Raw genomic sequence first — 19,261 nt, 5'->3', positions numbered from 1 at the left:
GCTCCTCGTCACTCGCTTCGCTCGTTCCTGCGGTGCTTCCGTCGCCGTGCTTCGCCCTCGCGACTGCCCCTTTGAGCCCCACCCGCCCAACCACACAGCACCGCACCTCACGCCTCCCCAGCCTCGCGGTTCGCGGTTTCACCGCTCACCGCGTCCCTCGCGGGCTGCTCGCGCCCTGCCGGGCGCTCGCAGGCGCGCCGAGGCGAAGAGACGAAGACGAGATCCGGCTGAGTCGGGCTGAGATCAGGACGAATCCGGGATGAACCGGGATCGGATCGGAACCGCAGCCAACAACGTGAAACGCGCCCGCCACCAATCGCCGGTATGGACGACGACGCGCGTTCGACCGGAACGGACCTCCTCGCGGCCGCGGCGGTGGGCGCGGCGGGCGCGGTGGCTGGCAAGCGACTCGTCGGCCGGCTCACCCGCGGCCGGTTCGGCGACACGGAGGAGTACAACGTCGCGAAGGTGTCGGTGTCGGGGCCGATAAAGCGGGACAAGGGCCGCCCCTCGCCGCTCTCCGGGCCCGGCGGCACGACCGCCGACGAGGTCGTCGAGCAGGTGGAGGCCGCGGACGACGACGAGGACGTCGAGGCGCTGCTCGTCCACCTCAACACGCCGGGCGGCGAGGTCGTCCCCAGCGACGACATCCGGCGGGCGGTCGCCGACTTCGACGGGCCGACGGTGGCGTACGCGACCGACCTCTGTGCCTCCGGCGGCTACTGGATCGCGAGCGGCTGTGACGAGCTGTGGGCCCGCGAGGGGAGCCTCGTGGGCTCGATCGGCGTCGTCGGCTCGCGCCCCAACGCGGCCGGACTGGCCGACAAGCTCGGCATCTCCTACGAGCAGTTCACCGCCGGCGAGTACAAGGACGCCGGCGTCCCGCTGCGGGAGATCGAGGACGACGAGCGCGAGTACCTCCAGTCGCTCATCGACGGCTACTACGAGCAGTTCGTCGAGACCGTGAGCGAGGGCCGGGAGATGGACCCGGAGACGATCCGCGAGACGGAGGCGCGCGTCTACCTCGGGCCCGACGCCCTGGATATCGGCCTCGTCGACGAGCTCGGCGTCGAGTCGGCGGTCGAAGACCGGATCGCGGAGTCGATCGGCGAGGACGTCGCGGTACGGGAGTTCACGCCCGATCGCGGGCTCGCGGAGCGGCTCGGGATCGGGGCGGAGCGGGTCGCGTTCGCCGCCGGCAACGGCGTCGCGAGCGTCCTCGGGGGGGACGGCCGCGACGTCGAGGTCGAGTTCCGATAGGCGGAGACGCCGCCACGGAGAGGCTTTTTACTCCGGCGGGGTGTGAGTCCACCCGTGACGACGCTGGTCATCTGCGTGGATCGCTCCGGGACGATCGGACGGGCCACCAACGTTCCGATGCCCGTGGCGGGGTGGGAGGCGGTCCGCTCGCTCGTCACCGACGCCGGGGTCGCGGACCCCGAGGACGCCAGCGTCAACTGCCTGCTCGAGGCGCTCCGGGTCGCCCGCGACCTCCGCGACGAGCGCGAGGAGTCGGTGGTCGCCGTCGTCTCCGCCGAGAGCGAGAGCCCGGTCGGCGCCGACCGCTCGATCGCGGCCCAGCTCGACGACCTCGTCGACCGCTACGACCCGAGCGCCGCGATCGTCGTCGTCGACTCCGCGGAGGACGAGCGCGTCCTCCCGATAGTCGAGTCGCGGATGCCCGTCGACGGGGTCGACCGCGTCGTGGTCCGGCAGGCCCACGACCTGGAGTCGACCTACTACCTGTTGAAGCAGTTCCTCGCCGACGAGCAGCTCCGTTCGACCGTGCTCGTCCCGATCGGGATCGCGCTGTTGTTGCTCCCCGTCCTCTTCGTCCGGTTCTCCGCGGCGGCCGCGGTCGCCGGCGTCGCGGGGCTGCTCGGCGCGGCGCTTCTGTACAAGGGACTCGGGATCGACCGGCTGGTCGCGGGGATGCCCGAGCGCGTTCGCGAGGCGCTGTACGCCGGACAGGTGTCGGTCGTGACGTACGTCGTCGCCGCCGGGCTCTCCCTGGTCGGGGGGTTCTTCGGGGTGTTGGCGGCCACGGAGCTCGGCGACGCGCCGTTGACCGTCCAGACGATGGAGTTCACCTACGAGGCCGTCCCGTGGCTCGCGATCGCCGGAGTGACCGCGGCGGTCGGCCGCCTGCTCGACGAGCTGATCCGCGACGAGGGGATCCGGACGCCGTACCTCAACCTGCCGTTCGTGATCGTCGCCGTCGCACTCGTCGTGCGCGGGTTCGCCGGCTACTTCCTCGAACAGGAGGCGCTCCGTCCGCCCACCGTCGTCGCCGGGTTCGCGGTCGCGCCCGCCCAGCGGCTGGCGGCCTTCATCGTCGCCGGCGTCGTCGTCTCGCTCGTCGGCGTCAAGGTCGCGAGCGACGTGGGGACGGAGACGCTGGAGGAGGTCATCGAGGCCGACGCCGACGCGGAGCGCCGAACCGAGGGCGAGTGACGCCGACGCGGAGCGCCGAACCGAGGGCGAGTGGGGCGGGTTTTTGTCCGTTCGGGTCGGCCGGCCGGTATGGACGTCTACGGACTGATCGGCAACCCGGTCGGCCACTCGCTGTCGCCGCCGATGCACGAGGCCGGCTACGAGGCGCTCTCGATCGACGCGCGCTACGTCACGTTCGAGCCGGATCCGGACGACGCCGCGCGGGCGGTCGAGGGCGCGGCCGCGCTCGGCGTCGCCGGCCTCAACGTCACCATCCCGTTCAAGCGCGACGTGCTCGCCGCCGTCGAGCCCGATCCGCTCGCCGAGCGGATCGGCGCGGTGAACACGGTCGTCTTTCCCGACGGCGGGGAGGGCGGAAACGACGCCGGAGGCGGCGGGCGCGACGCTCCGCGCGGCTACAACACGGACGCGGCGGGCGTGACCCGGTCGTTCGAGCGTCACGGCGTGTCGCTCGACGGGAGCGACGCGGTCGTCGTCGGCGCGGGCGGCGCGGGCCGCGCGGCGGCGTTCGCGCTCGCGGACGCCGGCGCGAGCGTCCACGTGGCCAACCGCACGACGGAGCGGGCGACCGACCTCGCCGCGGAGGTGCCCGGCGCGACCGGGGGCGGCCTCGACGGGCTCGAGGATCGGGTGCCCGCGGCGGACGTGCTCGTGAACGCGACGAGCGTCGGGATGGAGGAGGACGCGACGCCGGTGCCCGCCGACCTGCTCCACGCCGACCTGGCCGTCCTCGACGCCGTCTACACCCCGACCGAGACGCGGCTCCTGCGCGAGGCCGCGACGGCGGGCGCGACGACGATCGAGGGCGCGTGGATGCTGCTCTTCCAGGGCGTCGAGGCGTTCGAGCGCTGGACCGGCGAGGACGCGCCGGTCGAGGAGATGAACGCGGCGCTCCGCGATCGACTCGAGTGAACGTCCGAACGAGCGGCGGGCGTCGACCGGGGAGCCCTACGCTCCGAAGGGGTTCGCCAGCAGTCCGGCCGTGAGGACCAGCCCGACGGAGAGCGCGGCCGCGCCGTAGAAGAACGGCTTCGCGTCGCGGGCGGGTTCTCGGAGCTTCCCGGTCTCGAGTCCGTCGAGGAGCTTCCCGCTCGCGACCTCGACGAGCCCCGTGATCAGGAACCAGAGCCCGAGCATCGTGAGCACGAGGTGGCCCCGCCCGGTGCCGGTCAGGGACTCGACGGTGTACAGCGTCCCCGCCATGTGTCCGCCGGTGGCGAGGAACGCCAGCGCCGCGATCCTGGTGATCCATCGGAGCCGGCCGATCACCGCGGCGAGCGCGTCGCTTCCGACGTCGCCGCGGGTCGCCGGCGGGACGAGCGCGAGCGCGACGAACAACACGCTTCCAGTCCAGAGCACCGCGAACCCGACGTGTACGGACCACATGACCGCATCGACGATCGACATGTCCGATCCTGTGGCCGCGGCGACTTAACCGCGGCGAGACGGCCTCCCCGACGGTCAACGGCCGCGTCCGTCGCGGGCCTTTAAATATCGGGCGCGTGTATCGGACCCCAATGGCCCTGCTGAAGAAGATCAAGGAGAAGCTCGGGTTCGGGAGCGACTCGTCGGACGACGAGGGCGGGGAGACGACGGTGACGGTCGAGCGGGACGCCGGCGACGACGGAACGGCCGCCGGCAGCGAGACGACGGCGACCGGAACCGCCGACGTCGCCGTGGACGAGGGGGAAACCGACGGGAGCGACGGATCAACGGAGGGGGGATCCGGAGGGACCGACGCGGCGGAAGCCGCGGCCGAGGAGCCGACCGACCGCGAAGACGAGGAGGTCGGCGGCGTCGAGGCGGACGGGGACGCCGCGGACGAGGACGCCGCGGACGATGCGGACGACGACCTCGGCGCGGAAACCGACGCGGACGGATCGGACGGGGACGTCGTCGACGGCGAGCCCGTAGAGCGGATCAAGGGGATCGGGCCGGCGTACGGCGAGCGGCTCGGCGAGATCGGGATCGAGACCGTCGCGGACCTCGCGGCCGCCGATCCCGCCGAGGTGGCCGAGGGAACGAGCGTCGGCGAGAAGCGCGCCGGCAAGTGGATCGACCGCGCCAAGGAGTTCTGAGGTGTCACGAGGCGACCGGCCGCTCCGGCACCACACATGACCGGCGACGCGGATCGCAGGTATCACGTCGACGGCGAGATCGTCCCCGCGGAGTCGGCGACGGTCCGCGTCGACGATCGCGGGTTCCGCTACGGCGACGCGGCCGCCGAGACCGTTCGGGCGTACGGCGGGGTCCCGTTTCGCTGGGATCGACACGCCGACCGGCTGGCCCGGAGCTGCGAGGCGCTCTCGATCGAGCACGGGCTCTCGGACGCGGCCCTTCGGGATCGGGTCGACGAGACGCTCGAGGCGAACGACCTGACGGACGCGGTCTGTGAGGTCTCGATCACCCGCGGTCGCCCCGCGATCGGGGCCGGGCCGGGCGGCGGGCCCGACGATCGGTTCGATCCGAGGATCGACGGCGATCCGACGGTCGTGGTGACGGCCCGACCGCTCCCGCGGGGCGGGGTCGACGCGGAGCCCGTCTCCGACGCCCCGGCGACGCTCCAGACGGTCAAGACGCGGAGGACGCCGGATCGGGCGGTTCCCGCGGACGCGACCACCCACGCGCGGGTGAACGAGCTCCTCGCGCGGCTCGAACTCCGGGTGACCGGCGCGGACGAGGCGCTGCTCTCGGACGCCGACGGCCACGTCGTCGGCGGGGCGGACTCGACCCTCTTTTTCACCGACGGGAAGGGGCTCAGGACGCCCGCGCTCGACGGTCCGGTCGTTCCCCGCGTCGCGCGGGCGGAGGTGATCGGGATCGCCGAGGCGGAGGGGGTCCCGGTCGAGGAGGGCTCCTACGCCCCGAGCGCGGTGCGCGAGGCGGACGAGGTCTTCCTCGCGAACGCGACGTGGGGGATCCGTCCGGTCCGGACGGTCGACGGGATCGCCGTCGACGGCGACGGGGAGGACGTCGCCGGTCCGCTCACGACGCTGCTCTCGCGGCTGTTCGACCGGCGCGTGGAGGCGGCGTGTTACGACGACCGGTCGTAGGAGCGTGGTCCCCGGTCCGACGCGCAACGTTCAAACCGGCCGCAGGCCACCGACTCGTATGGACGCGGACCGGCGGATCGCCGCCCTCGACGAGGTGCCGGAGGACAGCACGCTTCTCGTGACGCTCCGTCCGGTCGACCCCGACTCGGTCGACGAGAGCGAGGGCGACGTGGGGACGAACGACGGCGCCGAGATCGACGACGCGGAGACGGACGGCGGCGCCGAGATCGACGACGCGGAGACGGACGGCGGCGGCTTCCTCGAGGCCGAGGCGATCCTGCTCCGGCTCGACGACGACGTCTCGGCGTTCCGCAACTACTGTCAACACTGGACCGACGTGCGCCTCGACAAGGACGACGGCGCGTTCGTCCGGAACGGGGAGGTGTTCTGTCAGAAACACGGCGCGACCTTCGAGGGCGGGACGGGCTACTGTAACTTCGGCCCCTGCGAGGGCGCGGTGCTCGAGGGCGTCGACGTGACGGTCGACGACGGCGCGGTGTACCTCGCGGACGACGCCTACGAGTTCGTCCGGCGCGGTCCGAGCCACCGGGACGACGACGCCGGCGACTCGCGGATCGACTTCACCGGAAACTAAAAGCGCGTGCGGCCGCCGCCGGCGTCCTCGCGGCCGAGCGCCTTCTTGAGGAAGTTCATCCACCGCTTCCGGTCCGCGGCCTCCTGCCGTTTCGCCTCGGTCTCGAGGTCGGGCGCGTTCAGCCCCTCGAGCGCCTCCAGCGCCCGGTCGATCCCGATGATCGACGCCGCCAGCTCCTCGCCGCGCTCGTAGCTCACCTCGTTCTCCTCGATGCGCTCGAGCCGCTCGAGTCGCTCGCGGCGGAGGTTCCGTTTCGCCCGCTCGACGCGGTCGCGCTCGCCCGGCGGGACCGTCTCCCGCCGCTTGATCTCGAAGACGAACGACTGGAGGTCGATCGGCTCCCCCTGGACCTCGATCTCCTCCGGGATCCGTGCGCCGACCGTGGCCGCCTCGCGCTCGACGCGCTCGAGGAGTCCCTTCCGCTCGTACTCTCTCACGACCGGGGCGTAGGGGGCGGTCGCACTTCGCTCCTTCGCCGTGCGGTTCGTCCCGTGAGACGGGGCGTCGAACGCGATCGGTCCGGTCGGGGAGGGACGCCGTTAACCCGTTCGGCGAGCAAACGACGGCATGGAACCGCTCGAAGCCGAACTCGACCGCGCCCGCGACCTCGACGTGGCCGAGTTGGCCGACGCGATCGAGTCGATCGGCTTCGAGTGTACGCGCTGTGGCGGCTGCTGTACGGGGTACGCGCCCGACGAGCCGGGAGGCGCGCCGGCCGACGAGGACGAGAGCGAGGTCGACAGCAAGGCCGACGGCGACCGCGACCGCGACGACCGCGAACCGCACACCGCGACCGTCTTCCCCGACGAGGTCCGCGAGGTCGCCGACGCCGCCGTCGACGGGGCGTACGACTGGCGCGACGTGGCCCGCCCCATGCCGTACGGGCTCGCTGCGGGTGAGGACGGCGACCCCGCCGGCGAGACCTTCGAGTGGGCGCTCGCGACCGACGACTGCGGCGACTGTACCTTCTACGAGGAGTCGGACGGGCGGGGAGCCTGTACCGTCCACGACTCGCGGCCGCTGATCTGTCGGACCTACCCCTTCAGCGTCGCGCTCGGCGGGACGAGCCAGCCGATGGGCGAGGCGGTCGACGGCGAGGGGATAGTTCGCGCCCACGAGTGCGAGGGACTCGGCCGCGACATCGCCCGCGAGGACGCCGAGTCGCTGGCGGCGGCGCTGAAGGAGCGAGCGATCCGGGAGCTGGAGGAAGCGATCGCGGTGCGGGACGGCTACGACCCGACCGCCGCGGAGCGGGCCGACGGCGACGTCGTCGTCTTCGACTCGGAGGGGCCGAAGCACGCGGACGGGACGCCGATCGGCGGGGAGTGACGGGCCGCGTCGACCGTCTCACACCGCGTCCAGCGCCGCGTCGACGTCGGCGCGGATCGCCTCCCGTGCTGCCTCGTCGGGGAGCGTCAGCGGCGGCCGGACCGCCGGGTCCGGAACGAATCCCCGGTGGGCCGCCGCGACCTTCGTCGCGGGCGCGAAGCCGTGCTCGCCACACCGATCGAACAGCGGGACGATCGCCCGACGGTGGAGCCGCAGGGCGCGGTCGTCGTCGCCGGCGCGGATCGCGTCGCCCATCGCGACGAACGCCTCGGGGATCACCTGCGAGAGCGCGTGGATCCCTCCGTCGACCCCGAGGGACACGCTCGGATACAGCTGGGAGTCGAACCCCTGGAGGACGGTGAAGGAGTCCGGGGTCGCGCGGATCTTCGCGTCCAGTGCCGAGACGTCGCCGGTCGTGTCCTTCGCCCCGACGACCGCGTCGTGGGCGGCGACGTCGGCGATCACGCCCGGATCGATCGCCTCGCCGACCGTCGACGGGATGTCGTAGAGGAGTATCGGCAGCGGCGCGTCGTCGGCGACCGCCTCGAGGAACGCCAGTTGTCCCTCGGGGTCGGTCGAGGTGTGGTAGTACGGGAGCGTGACGAGCCCCGCGTCGGCACCCGCGGACGCGGCGAACGAGAGGCGTTCGCGCACGCCGGAGACGGTCGTGTCCGCCGCGCCGGCGACCACGGGGACCCGCCCGTCGACCGCCTCGACGACCGTCTCGACCACCGTGCGGTACTCCGCGTCGTCGAGGCTGGCGAACTCCCCGGTCGTCCCGCAGGGGACCATCCCGTCGAGGCCCGCCTCGACGAGCGCGTCGGCGTGGCTCGCGAGCGCGTCGGCGTCGACGTCGCCGGCGTCGTCGAACGGCGTCACGATCGGGGGCGAGACGGCTCCCTGGCGGAACTCGGGTCCGGTCATGGAACTCGGTTCGCCGGGGCGTCACAAAGGGGTTCGTCCCCCCGCGGCGGTTGCCGGGAGCGAGGAGCCGGACGCGGGACCGCGGAGGGCGGAGCGGCGGGCGTCGCTCGGACCGCGGCCGCGGGTCGGCAGCGGTACAACTATGGTAACCGGTCTCGACGTACCGGTCGGAGTATATCATGGAAATCTCCGAGAAGCTCCTTTGTCTGTTCAGCGCCGACGTCCGCGAGGAGGACGGCGAGTACGTCGTGGAGGTACCGCGCCGCGAGGTCGAGACCGGGTCGATCGAGGCGGGCGAGACCTACCGGGTCGCGCTCATCGATCGGGGCGGCGGCGGCGAGAGCGACGAGCGCGACGGCGCGTCCGCGTCCGCCGGCGACGGCCCGCAGCCGCCGGTCGAGCCCGGCGAGATGCGGTACGTCGAGATCGAGGACCTCGGCAAGCAGGGCGACGGGATCGCCCGCGTCGAGCGCGGGTACGTGATCATCGTCCCCGACACGGAGGTCGGCGAGCGCGTCAAGATCGAGGTGACGGAAGTGAAATCGAACTTCGCGGTCGGTGAAGTGATAGACGAGGACGTCTAGCGGGGAGTCGGTCGGCCCGCAGTCACTCGGTCAACAGCGCCGCGTCGCCCGCCGCGGTCCGCTCGATCCAGAGGAGCGCGACGAGCGAGAGGATGATGACGCCGTACGCGGCGGCGGCGAGGAGGGCGTCCTGCGTGCTCGCGTACTCCCCGGTCCGGAAGATGATCGCCTTCCGCACCATCGCGATGACGCCGGTGTAGATCACCAGCCGGACGATCCGCCGGGTGTCGTTCTCGTTCACGTACGCGAGCACCGTCTGATACACCTCGACGATGATCAGAAGCAACAGGCCGGTGTCGATGAAGCCGATGACGACGAGCGGGTCGGTGATCGCCCCGCTGCGAACGGCGCCGAGGATCTGGATGATGAGGTCGAACACCCCGACGGCGAAAAGCAGCGCGAAGACCGTCGCGGCGGCCAGTTCGACGACGCGAACGAAGCGGTCGACGAGACGGGAGTACCGGTCGGAGAGCGGGACGTCGTCCGCTCCCTCGGCCGAGGCGGGTCTCGGGGACGTCGATCCGTCGTCGCCGCTCATGGACGATCGGAGGTACGGTCGTCACGCGTATAGTCTGTGGGTCGGTCGGCGACCGGGCGGCGCGCGTCGCGGTCTCGGTCGCCGTGCCCTCACTCGTCCGCGATCCGGGCGTCCCAGTAGGAGACCGTGGCGACGTAGTCGCCGGGGATCGTGTTCCCGATCAGTTCGTCGACGGCCCGGAACGGCTTCGCGACGGCGCTCGGGAGGCCACGGTAGAAGCCGTAGGGCAGCACGAAGTCGTGTTCCTCGTCCGCGAGGGTCATGTCGGCCGTCCCGAGGAGGTCCGCGACCTGCCGTTCGGAGTAGAGCCGCGAGCCCATGGGGAGCAGCCACGTGTACAGCACCCGGAGGCTGCGGGCGTTGAACGTGTCGAAGAACACCTGATCGCTGCTCACCCGGTGGAGCTCCCGCATGAACTCGAGCGGCTCGTCCATCAGGTGGAAAAAGCGCATCGCGACGACGGAGTCGAAGTGGTCGTCGGGAAACGGCAGCCTGGAGGCGTCACCACGCAGGAACTCGACCGCGTCCGAGACGTCCGCCTCGGCGGCGCTCTCCCGCCCCTGCTCGAGCATCTCCCTGGAGATGTCGAGTCCGACGATGTCCGCCCCCTGGTCCGCGAGCATGGTCGTGAACCGACCGGTGCCGCAGGCGACCTCCAACACCCGGTGGCCGTCGTCGATCGGTCCGAGCGCGGAGAGCACCGCCTCCTTCTCGCGCCGGTCGATGAGGGCCCCGCCGCCCGAAAAGCGGAGGTCCTCGTACTCCTCGGCGACCTCGTCGGCCTGATACCAGTCCTGACCCTTCACGTTGTCTCCGGTGGACGCCGAACGACCAAAACCGTACTGGATGCGCGTCGCCGGGAGGCTCCCCGACCGGGGGGAGTCCTCCGGGGCGCCGGCGATCCGGGACCGTCCGTGGCGGCGATCGGACGGCGACCGTGATATTAACACCTTATATAATAACCATCGTATACCCCTGTATGTAGCCAACCTTTACCATCGGCCACGGATTCTCTCGGGCGTATGAGTACCAGTCCCGTGGAGTCAGCCGATCAGGACCGTCTCACCGAGAGCGAATACCGCGAGCGGCTGCGCGAGCTCCCGCCGAGCGCCAAGCTCGTCGCGAAGGTCCTGGAGGGTGACGCTCCCCTCTCGCAGGGTGGACTCGCCGAGGAGTCGCTGCTGCCCGACCGCACCGTCCGCTACGCGCTCAACCGCCTCGAGGAGGAGGAGCTCGTCGACTCCCGCTACAGCTTCAAGGACGCCCGCAAGCAGGTCTACTTCCTGACGGTCTAGATCGGTTCCAGCGCGCGATCTCGCCGTCCCACCACGGAGCCCTTTTTTACCCTCGACCCGATGGACACGCGTATGGATCTGTCGGTCGTCGTCCCGACGCTCAACGGTCGGGACCGGTTAGCCGCCTGCCTCGACGCGCTGGCGGCACACGCGCCCGGCGCGGAGGTGATCGTCGTCAACGGTCCCTCCGCGGACGGCACGACCGGGATGGTACGCGGCCGCGACGACGTCGACGTCCTCGTGGAGATCTCCGACCGGACCGTCAACGTCGCCCGCAACGCGGGCATCGAGGTCGCGGGCGGCGACGTGGTCGCGCTGGTCGACTACGACAACCGGATCGGCGAGTCGTGGCTCGCGGGCGTCCGTGCGGGGCTCGCGGACGCGGACGTGGTGACCGGGCCGGTCCGCTCGGCCGGGTCGCGGACCGCGCCCGAAGGGACCGCCGGCGAAGGGACCGCCGCCGAGGTCGACGACCCCGCGGGGACCGACGCCGGGGAGCGTGGTGATCCCGAGGGCCCGGAGCGCCGTCGGATCGCGGGTCGGGAGGTGACGTATTTCGCGGGCGGGAACGTCGCGTTCCGGCGGGCGGCGCTGCGGGATCTGGACGGGTTCGACGAGTACCTCCGGATCGGCGGCGCACGCGACGCCTCCCACCGGCTCGCGCGGATGGAGCGCGAGGTCGTCTGGCGCTCCGAGGTGTCGGTCGTCGAGGAGCCGCCGAGCCCGACGGCCGCAGACGGCGGCCGGGCCGCCCGCAACTGGGGCTGGAAGTACCGGGCGCTCGCGTACCGGCTCGCCAAGAACTACGGCGTCCGCCCCACGACGCTGGTTCGAACCGGCAAGCACGCGGTCACGGACGCGACCGCGGTCGCCCGCGACGTGGTCCGCGGCGAGGCCACGCCGTCGGGCTGGGTCGCGAACGGCCGCGACGTGGTCGCCGGGATCGTCTCCGGCGGCTCCGACGGGCTGGTCGCTCGGGCGCGCGACCGGAGCCCCGCGCGCAACCCCAACGGCGTCTCGACGCGCGCGGACCGCGCGGTGGCCCGGTACGACGTCCGGGAGTGAGTACGCGACCGCCCGCCCCGTCCCCGCGCCTTTTACTTCCCTCGTCGCGAACGGTCGACAACGAATGGGACTCACGAAGCGGATCATCCCCTGTATCGACGTCGACCTCGACGACGACGGCGACGCCGCCGTCTACACGGGCGTCAACTTCGAGAACCTGGAGTACACCGGCGACCCGGTCGAGCTGGCGAAGAAGTACAACGCCGCGGGTGCCGACGAGTTCGTCTTCCTCGACATCACCGCCAGCGCCGAGGGCCGCGAGACGATGCTCGACGTGGTGAACGCGGTCGCCGACGAGTGTTTCATCCCGCTCACGGTCGGCGGCGGGATCCGGACGAAGGCGGACATCAAGGAGACGCTCCGGGCGGGCGCGGACAAGGTGTCGATCACGACCGGCGCGCTCGAGCGACCCGAGCTCATCGAGGAGGGCGCGGCCGCGTTCGGCTCCCAGTGTATCGTCATCTCCGTCGACGCCCGACGCCGACACGACGACGCCGGCGACCACTTCTACGAGGACGCCGACGGCGAGGAGGTGTGGTTCGAGTGTACGAAGAAGGGCGGCCGCGAGGGCACCGGGATCGACGCGGTCTCGTGGGCGAAGGAGGCCGAGGAGCGCGGCGCGGGCGAGCTGTTCGTCAACTCCATCGACATGGACGGCACGAAGGACGGGTACGACGTCCCGCTGATGACGGCAGTGTGTGAGGCCGTCTCCACGCCCGTCATCGCCTCGTCGGGCTGTGGCGGGCCGGAGGACATGTACGAGGTGTTCACCGAGGCGAACGCCGACGCCGGGCTCGCCGCCTCCATCTTCCACTTCGGCGATTACACCATCGAGGAGACGAAGGAGTACCTCGACGAGCGGGGCGTTCCGGTTCGGCTGTAGGACCGGACCGCGACCCCACACGCTGGACGTTCGATCAGTTCTGTGGATCGATCCGGCGGTTCGGCTGTCGTGTCCGACGTTTCCCGAACGCGAGTCCAGACCGACAACTATTATCCGATGGACCATGAACGATCATGTATGTCCACGTCACCGATGCGTGTTCGCGGCGAGCGGCCGGAGATCGTCTGCCGGTCGGCGGCGGATGAGGAGTCCTCGGACGCCGAGGTGACGTTCTTCGAGGCGGATCGGGACCCCGACGAGCGGACGACGCGGTGGATCACGGTGCGGGCGGCCGACTGCGTGCCGCGCGAGGAGTGGCGGTAGGTGGTTCGGTACGGTCGATTCATCAGCGGCGTTCGACCGATCGGAGGATAGCCCACGTCGATCGTTGCTGACGCTGCTGACGCGGAGTACACCGCCAAAGTCCCACCCGACCGCAACCGTCCCGCACCTCACGCCTCCCCAGCCTCGTCGCTCACTTCGTTCGCGACGTCCCTCGCGGGCGGTTCGCGCCCGTCTGGCGCTCACCGGCGCGCCACCGTTCCCGTCTCGGGATCGGTCAGTCGTCGGCGGGGACGGGCTCGGCCGCCAACGCGTCGTGGTCGTCGAGCAGTCCCACGGTCGCCAGCCGGATGGCGTGGGGCCACCCGAGCGGCGTGGCGCTGTCCGGCGTCCCGTCGTCGAAGAACTGCTCGGGGAGGTAGCCGGTCGGCTCACACAGCGGTCCGGCCGGCGAGACGAGCCCGAGCAGGTCGCGGGCGCGCTCGGCGAACCGCTCGGCCCGCGGGTCGTCGCGGGCGTCGAGCAGGGCCGAGAGCTCCCCGCAGGCGTGTGCGCCCCACGCGGTCGAGACCGTCCACACCTTCTCCGTCGGCTGGTCGCCGCGTCGCCAGCCGTCGCCCTCGTAGCGGAACAGCCCCGATATCTCGTCCGTCTCGCGGGTCAACCCGTCGACGACGGTCTCGACGTGTGAGACCAGCCGGTCGAGCCGCTCGTCGTCGACCGCGCCGCCGGCCGCCGACTCCGCGTCCTCCTCGCCGAGCGCGTCGTACGCGCGGTGCGCGCTCGCGAGCGCGAGCGTCGCGGAGTCGATCCGGTCGTCGAGGTCGCCGTGGACCGTCTCGCGGAGCGCGTACCGGCCGCGGTCGGGGAGCCAGAGGTCGTCGATCGCGTCGTACACCTCGCGGGCGCGGTCGCGGGCGTGGGCGGCCGGATCGCCGCCGAACCGGGACTCGTCGTCTTCGAGCCCCCGGCCGTGACGCGCCAGCGCGCCGTACGCCTCGAGGAACGTCGCGGTCGTGTGCGTGAACCGGCCGATCGAGTCCTCCCAGGCGTTCTGACAGGCCACCGGGCGGCCGTCGTCCGCGAGCGTCGAGTCGAGGCTCGCGAGCGCGTCGACGAGCGTCGCGTCGAGCCCGTCGACGAGCGTCGCGTCGAGCCCGTCGACGTCGACGCCCGCCCCTCTCGCCCGCGCGAGGAAGGCGATCACGCTGCCGGTCTGGTCGGCTTGGTAGTCCACGTCGGGGCCGTCCTCGATGCGCGCGTTCGCCCAGCCGGGCGCGATCGCGCCGTTCCGCGGCCACACCCGATGGGGCCAGGAGCCGTCGGGACGCTGGGTCTCGACGTACATCGCGGCCGATCGGGCGTGCCAGTCGTCGAGTTCCAGGCCGAGCCGGTCGTCCGACTCGAGGAGGAACGTCGCGATCTCGGCGTCGTCGCGGAACCAGGTGTAGCCGTAGCCGCCCGAGTGCTGGTAGTGGGGATCGAAGTCGGGGCCGGCGATCCGGAGCCCCGTCTCGGCGGAGAGAAGCGACAGCACTCGCAGGTCCGCGACGACCGACTCGCGTTCGGGGACCGAGGCGGGAACCGCCGGGGTCGTGTCGGCGGCCGCGGCCGCCAGCGCTTCCGGGGAGTCCAGCTCGGCGAACAGCGTGTCGAGACGGCTCCGAGCTTCCTCGCGGGTCGTCTCCGACCGGTCCGAAAGCAGCGTGCCGAGGGTGGCCGCGCCGTCCTCGACGGGGACCTCGACGACGACCTCCCCGGAGAGCCGCTCCTCGTCGTGGCGGGCGGCGTCGCGGTCGCGCGGGAGGTCCATCGGCGCGTCGTCGAGCACCTCGGGGAACGTGGGCGGGAGCTGGCCGCGGAGGTCGGCGAGGCCGGTGGCGCTCGCGAGGAAGTCGTGTTCGTCGGCGTGGTACACCTCGACGGCGTCGTCGTAGCGGAGCTGTCCGACCCGCTCGTCGCGTCCATCGGGGGCGAACGCCGCGTACGCGACGAGCGCGAAGTCGTCGGCGTCGCGGTCGGCGTCCGGGGCGGGCTCGACGGTCGCGCGCGTCAGGTGGGCGTCGCCGACCGCGAGGTCGTGCCGGCGCACGGTCGCCCGGTCGGTCTCGTGGACCGTCTCGACGAGCGGCGTGTCGTCGACGTAGCGCTGCCGCGAGCGGGAGGCCTCGAACCAGGTCACGTCGCCGTCGACGGCGAGGCCGAACCGCGAGCGGGTGAGCCCGGTCTTCCCGGTGAGCGGGTAGCCGAAGTCGCGGAGCCCGCCGTCGGGGGCGACGTGGACGAGCCGGCCGTCCCCGCCCGTGAACCGTCCCTCGACGGTGCGTCGCTCGCCCGCGAAGAGCCGCTCGTGGCCCGCGTGTCGCTTGTAGTCGTCGAGCGCGTCGCGTAGTTGCATTGGTCGCCGGGACGTGCCGAACGTGAATGAATCTTTGGTGAAATTATCAATCACGATTTTCCGTGTGGGAAACGTTCAAGCGCGTCCGGGCTCGGGTGGGTGGCATGCACGAGCCCGGCCCGCCGCGGGCGACGAGCGTCGGGCGGCCGGTCGAGTTGGCCCCCCGCGATCCGGACCCGTCGGAGCGATACGAGTGGACGCTGCTCGAGACGCCCGCCGACAGCCGGGCCAGCGGCGACGACCGGCCGGACGACGACGGCGACGACCCCGTCCTCGAGCCCGGCGAAACGAGCCGGCCCGATGACCCGGTCGTCCATCTCGACCCGGACGCGCCGGGAACGTACGTCCTCCGGCTCGACGCCCCGGATGGTTCCCATCGCCAACGCGTCCGGGTCTTCCCCGACGAGCGCCGCGGGACGACGATCCGCGTCTCCGCGGACGACCTCCCGATCGACGACGACGCGGTCGACCGGGTCTCGCTCCTGTGGCGGTACAACGACCGCCTGCTCGCGCGCGACCGCCCGACCCGCGAGGGCGACGAGTGGGTCTACCGGACCCGCGTCCCCCCGGGCCGTCACGGCGTCGGTTTCGTCGCCAACGACGACCGCGCGACCGAACGCCACGTCGTCCACGAGGTCGAGGGACCGGGCCGTCCCCGGCTCTCGCTCGACTGGCGGGTCGAGGGCGGTGGCGGGAACGCCGACGGCGACCGCGACGGCGTGGGCGACGACATCGGGAACCCCCGCCTCGTCGTGACCGCCGACGTCGGCGTCCCGCCGGACTCGGAGACGGATCCCGGAGACGTCGAGGTGACCTTTCTGGTCGACGACCGGGACGCGGATCCCGAGACCGTCGCCCGGATCGAGGGGGGATCGACGGAACGCGCGCTGACCGTTCCCCTGGCGGACCTCGATTCGACCGGCGCGACCGGGGGCGACCTCCGGGTCCACGCGGTCCCGCACGCGGAGCGACACGGAACGACGGCGACCCTGCGGCTCGGCCGCGACTCGGAGGGGCGGCCGACGGCGACCGACCCGCACGCCCGGCCGGCGTGGGCCGAGTCGCCGACGGTGTACGAGGCGTACGTCCGGTCGTTCGCGGGCGACACGCTCCCGACGACCTTCGCGGAGATCGAGCGCCGGGTCGAGTACCTGGAGAGCCTCGGGATCGACGCGCTCTGGCTGACGCCCGTGCTGGCCTCCCCGACCGAACACGGCTACCACGTCACCGACTACTTCGAGACGGCCGCCGACCTCGGCTCGCGGGCGGCGTTCGAGTCGCTGGTCGACGCCTGCCACGACGCCGGGATCCGGGTGATCTTCGATCTGGTGATCAACCACACCTCGCGGGACCACCCGGCGTTCCAGCTCCACTCGGCCGGAGTCTCCGAGTACGCCGACCGCTACCGCCGGGCCGACGCCGCCGCCGACGTGACGGGGATCGACTGGGCGGCGCTGCCGGCGGGCGACGTGCCGGAGTACCGCTTCGACTGGGGCCGGATCCCGAACCTGAACTACGACGACCCCGCGGTCCGAGCGTGGATGCTGTCGGTCGTCGACGAGTGGGCGGCCGTCGTCGACGGCTTCCGCGCGGACGTGGCCTGGGGCGTCCCGCACGGCTTCTGGAAGGAGGTCGCCGACCGCGTCCCCGACGGCTTCCTGTTGCTCGACGAGACGCTCCCGCACGACCCCTTCTACGGCGAGGGCGAGTTCGACCTCCACTACGACACCTCGCTGTACGGGACGTTGAACGCGATCGGGGCCGGGCGGGAGCCGGCCGACGCGCTGGGCGACGCGCTCGAACGCGCGCGGTGGCTCGGCTTCGACGACCCGAGCGCGCAGCTCCGCTACATCGAGAACCACGACGAGGACCGCTACCTCGCGTCCCACGGCGAGGCGGCACTGCGCGCGGCCGCGGCGGTGACGTTCACCCTCCCCGGCGCGCCGATGGTGTACGCGGGCCAGGAGCGCGGCAACGAGACGACGCGCGGGCCCTTCCGCTGGCACGACGGCGACACCGCGCTCACGGCGTACCACCGTCGGCTCTCGGCGCTCCGGGACGCCGAGCCCGCGCTCCGGTCGCGGGCGGTCGACTTCGCGGCCGGGCGCGCGGCCGTCGAGGTCGTCGACGGCGACCCGGACCGGGTGACCGCCTACGAGCGGACGGCGGCCTCGGAGGCGGCGACGGGACCCGCCGGCCGACTGCTCGTCGTCGTGAACTTCGGCGCGGCTCCCGCGACCGTCGCGGTCCCGGACCGGGTCGATCGGGAGCTGTTCGCCGGCGAGCCGGCGGACGGGGAGGTCGTCGTCGAGCACGTCGCGGTTCTCGCGTGAGGAGGCCGGTCGGGCCGCCACCGACCGCTATAAGTGTCGCGTTCTCCCGTTCGACGTATGGACGACCGAACGCTCGCGGACCTCCTCCGGCGGTTCGGGCTCTCCGAGAAGGAGACCGACACGTACCTGACGCTCCTCGAGTACGGCGAGGCGAAGGCCAGCACCGTCGCCGACGCCGCCGGCGTCTCGAAGCGCTACGTGTACAGCGTGAGCGAGTCGCTCGCCGACCGCGGGTTCGTCTCGGTCCACGACCACGCCGTGCCGACGACGATCCGGGCGAACCCGCCCGAGGAGGTGATAGAGCGGCTCCGGTCGGACGCGGACGCGATCCGGCCCGGCCTCGAGGAGCGGTACTCGCGGGCGGAGCCCGACGACGAGCAGTTCGAGGTCGTCAAGTCCCGCGTGACCGTCCTCAAGCGAGTCCGGTCGCTCCTCGAGAGCGCCGAGGGGGAGGCGACGCTCTCGATCCCCGCGAAGCACCTCTCCGCGGTCCGCGAGACGCTGGCGGACGCGCGCGAGCGCGGCGTCCTCGTGTTGCTCATCGTCACCGACGTCGCGGACGCCGCCGAGGTCCACGACGCGCTCGGCGACGCCCCGTCCGCCCTCGACGCGATCGCGAGCGTCGTCCGGACCTGGACCGAGGCGATGCCGACGATGCTCACCGTCGACTCGGCGCGGGGGCTGGTCGCGCCGCCGGAGCTGTTGCGTCGGTCGGACTCGGACCGGCAGGCGATCGTCTTCGCGCAGGCGCAGCTCGCGCCCGTCATCGTCGGCGCGTTCATGGGGAACTACTGGCCCGCCGCGACCGAGGCGGCCCTCGCCGAGCCGGACGCGCTGCCGGCCGAGTACGAGGACTTCAGACACGCGGCGTTCCAAGCCACGCTCCGCCGCCGAGCGGGCGAGGCCGTCCGCGCGACCGTCGCCGGCAGGCGGATCGACGGGGCCGCCGAGGCGGTGGAGGTGAGCGGTCGCGTCCGGTCGAGCAAGCAGGCGATGGTCGAGCCGACGACCAACGAGTTTCCCGTCGAGAACTCGCTCACCATCGAGACCGACGAGGGGCCCGTCTCCGTCGGCGGGCGGGGCGCGTTCGTCGAGGACGTGGAGGCGGAACTCACCCGGCTGGAACTCGAGTGATCGGGAGGAAGGTCAGATCCGCCGGTCGCGGAACGCGCGGATCACGTCCTGACGCGCGATGAGGCCGACCAGGCTCCCGTCGTCGTCGACGACCGGCAGACGGTTGATGTCCGGCTCGCCGCCGGAGAGCAGATCGAGCACCTCGTCGACGTCGGTGTCGGGGGTCACCGTGGCCGGGTCGGCGGTCATCACCTCCGAGATGGGCCGGTCCGCGTTGCGGACGAGGTCGATCCCGAGGTCGAGGTCCGCCCACGGCGGTTTCACCTGATACGTGAGCGTGTCGACGAAGGGCGGGAGCCCGATCGGGATCCACAGCGTCTCCTCCTCGGGTTCGAAGAGGTCGACGAGGTCCGACTCAGTGACCACGCCGACGACGACCCCGTCGTCGTCGACG

The 19,261-nt window shown here is 72.1% G+C and carries 21 protein-coding genes; 14 read left to right on the top strand and 7 right to left on the bottom strand.

The window, feature by feature from the left end; translation table 11 throughout:
- Positions 1-324: 324 nt before the first annotated feature.
- The 3 genes from sppA to DJ70_RS13490 all read left to right on the top strand — a co-directional run bounded on the left by sppA (position 325) and on the right by DJ70_RS13490 (position 3,366).
- On the top strand, positions 325-1,260 hold the full coding sequence (sppA, locus tag DJ70_RS13500; RefSeq protein WP_094533844.1) for a signal peptide peptidase SppA: 936 nt from the start codon (positions 325-327) through the stop codon (positions 1,258-1,260).
- A 54-nt stretch (positions 1,261-1,314) separates the two neighbouring features.
- Complete coding sequence (locus DJ70_RS13495; RefSeq protein WP_094533842.1) at positions 1,315-2,454, top strand: DUF373 family protein; 1,140 nt, start codon at positions 1,315-1,317, stop codon at positions 2,452-2,454.
- A 69-nt stretch (positions 2,455-2,523) separates the two neighbouring features.
- Entirely contained in the window at positions 2,524-3,366 is an 843-nt protein-coding gene (locus tag DJ70_RS13490) for a shikimate dehydrogenase (RefSeq protein ID WP_094533841.1), read from the top strand.
- A 36-nt stretch (positions 3,367-3,402) separates the two neighbouring features.
- Here the strand turns inward: DJ70_RS13490 and DJ70_RS13485 are convergent, their stop codons facing one another.
- Positions 3,403-3,861: a transporter gene (locus DJ70_RS13485; protein WP_094533839.1), complete on the bottom strand. Its 459-nt coding sequence runs from the start codon at positions 3,859-3,861 to the stop codon at positions 3,403-3,405.
- A gap of 110 nt (positions 3,862-3,971) precedes the next feature.
- Here DJ70_RS13485 and DJ70_RS13480 point away from each other — a divergent pair, with 110 nt between their 5' ends.
- From DJ70_RS13480 to DJ70_RS13470, 3 genes are read left to right on the top strand one after another with little or no spacing between them, the layout of a single operon-like run.
- The gene (locus DJ70_RS13480) at positions 3,972-4,532 is read left to right on the top strand and encodes a helix-hairpin-helix domain-containing protein (RefSeq protein ID WP_094533837.1); all 561 of its coding nucleotides are present in this window, start codon (positions 3,972-3,974) and stop codon (positions 4,530-4,532) included.
- Positions 4,533-4,568: 36 nt separating this feature from the next.
- The gene (locus DJ70_RS13475; protein ID WP_094533835.1) at positions 4,569-5,507 is read left to right on the top strand and encodes an aminotransferase class IV; all 939 of its coding nucleotides are present in this window, start codon (positions 4,569-4,571) and stop codon (positions 5,505-5,507) included.
- Positions 5,508-5,565: 58 nt separating this feature from the next.
- On the top strand, positions 5,566-6,102 hold the full coding sequence (locus DJ70_RS13470; RefSeq protein ID WP_094533833.1) for a Rieske (2Fe-2S) protein: 537 nt from the start codon (positions 5,566-5,568) through the stop codon (positions 6,100-6,102).
- Here the strand turns inward: DJ70_RS13470 and DJ70_RS13465 are convergent.
- The gene (locus DJ70_RS13465) at positions 6,099-6,539 is read right to left on the bottom strand and encodes a DUF5788 family protein (protein ID WP_094533831.1); all 441 of its coding nucleotides are present in this window, start codon (positions 6,537-6,539) and stop codon (positions 6,099-6,101) included. The genes DJ70_RS13470 and DJ70_RS13465 overlap by 4 nt on opposite strands.
- A gap of 130 nt (positions 6,540-6,669) precedes the next feature.
- On the opposite strand from DJ70_RS13465, the gene DJ70_RS13460 reads away from it, so the two are divergent.
- Positions 6,670-7,431: a YkgJ family cysteine cluster protein gene (locus DJ70_RS13460; RefSeq protein ID WP_094533829.1), complete on the top strand. Its 762-nt coding sequence runs from the start codon at positions 6,670-6,672 to the stop codon at positions 7,429-7,431.
- Between the two features lie 18 nt (positions 7,432-7,449).
- On the opposite strand, the gene DJ70_RS13455 is transcribed toward DJ70_RS13460, so the two are convergent.
- A complete protein-coding gene (locus tag DJ70_RS13455; protein WP_094533827.1) occupies positions 7,450-8,355 on the bottom strand; it encodes a dihydrodipicolinate synthase family protein in 906 nt (301 codons plus the stop codon).
- 179 nt (positions 8,356-8,534) lie between these two features.
- Between DJ70_RS13455 and DJ70_RS13450 the strand changes: the two genes are divergently transcribed.
- Positions 8,535-8,939, top strand: a complete 405-nt coding sequence (locus DJ70_RS13450; RefSeq protein WP_094533826.1) for a TRAM domain-containing protein — start codon at positions 8,535-8,537, stop codon at positions 8,937-8,939.
- Between the two features lie 22 nt (positions 8,940-8,961).
- Here the strand turns inward: DJ70_RS13450 and DJ70_RS13445 are convergent, their stop codons facing one another.
- Both DJ70_RS13445 and DJ70_RS13440 read right to left on the bottom strand, forming a co-directional pair.
- Complete coding sequence (locus DJ70_RS13445; RefSeq protein WP_094533824.1) at positions 8,962-9,477, bottom strand: phosphate-starvation-inducible PsiE family protein; 516 nt, start codon at positions 9,475-9,477, stop codon at positions 8,962-8,964.
- 89 nt (positions 9,478-9,566) lie between these two features.
- Positions 9,567-10,283, bottom strand: coding sequence for a class I SAM-dependent methyltransferase (locus DJ70_RS13440; protein ID WP_094533823.1), 717 nt, complete (start codon positions 10,281-10,283; stop codon positions 9,567-9,569).
- 216 nt (positions 10,284-10,499) lie between these two features.
- Here DJ70_RS13440 and DJ70_RS13435 point away from each other — a divergent pair, with 216 nt between their 5' ends.
- The 4 genes from DJ70_RS13435 to DJ70_RS13420 all read left to right on the top strand — a co-directional run bounded on the left by DJ70_RS13435 (position 10,500) and on the right by DJ70_RS13420 (position 13,044).
- Complete coding sequence (locus tag DJ70_RS13435) at positions 10,500-10,772, top strand: MarR family transcriptional regulator (protein WP_094533821.1); 273 nt, start codon at positions 10,500-10,502, stop codon at positions 10,770-10,772.
- A 72-nt stretch (positions 10,773-10,844) separates the two neighbouring features.
- A complete protein-coding gene (locus DJ70_RS13430; RefSeq protein ID WP_094533819.1) occupies positions 10,845-11,837 on the top strand; it encodes a glycosyltransferase family 2 protein in 993 nt (330 codons plus the stop codon).
- A 64-nt stretch (positions 11,838-11,901) separates the two neighbouring features.
- A complete protein-coding gene (gene hisF / locus DJ70_RS13425; protein WP_094533817.1) occupies positions 11,902-12,720 on the top strand; it encodes an imidazole glycerol phosphate synthase subunit HisF in 819 nt (272 codons plus the stop codon).
- A 138-nt stretch (positions 12,721-12,858) separates the two neighbouring features.
- Entirely contained in the window at positions 12,859-13,044 is a 186-nt protein-coding gene (locus tag DJ70_RS13420; RefSeq protein ID WP_094533815.1) for a DUF7511 domain-containing protein, read from the top strand.
- Between the two features lie 235 nt (positions 13,045-13,279).
- On the opposite strand, the gene DJ70_RS13415 is transcribed toward DJ70_RS13420, so the two are convergent.
- Positions 13,280-15,400 (bottom strand): glycoside hydrolase family 15 protein, encoded by a 2,121-nt coding sequence (locus DJ70_RS13415; protein WP_094533813.1) that lies wholly within the window; start codon positions 15,398-15,400, stop codon positions 13,280-13,282.
- A gap of 104 nt (positions 15,401-15,504) precedes the next feature.
- Between DJ70_RS13415 and DJ70_RS13410 the strand changes: the two genes are divergently transcribed.
- On the top strand, positions 15,505-17,733 hold the full coding sequence (locus DJ70_RS13410; RefSeq protein ID WP_094533812.1) for an alpha-amylase family glycosyl hydrolase: 2,229 nt from the start codon (positions 15,505-15,507) through the stop codon (positions 17,731-17,733).
- A 57-nt stretch (positions 17,734-17,790) separates the two neighbouring features.
- Entirely contained in the window at positions 17,791-18,867 is a 1,077-nt protein-coding gene (locus DJ70_RS13405; RefSeq protein WP_094533810.1) for a TrmB family transcriptional regulator, read from the top strand.
- A gap of 12 nt (positions 18,868-18,879) precedes the next feature.
- Here the strand turns inward: DJ70_RS13405 and DJ70_RS13400 are convergent.
- A partial coding sequence (locus DJ70_RS13400; protein WP_143421040.1) for a CBS domain-containing protein occupies positions 18,880-19,261 on the bottom strand: 382 nt, incomplete at its 5' end.

Source organism: Halorubrum halodurans, assembly GCF_002252985.1.
Taxonomy (GTDB): Archaea; Halobacteriota; Halobacteria; order Halobacteriales; family Haloferacaceae; genus Halorubrum; species Halorubrum halodurans.
The sequence above is the reverse complement of the archived record's forward strand: the minus strand, read 5'-3'. Positions and strand labels throughout refer to the sequence as shown.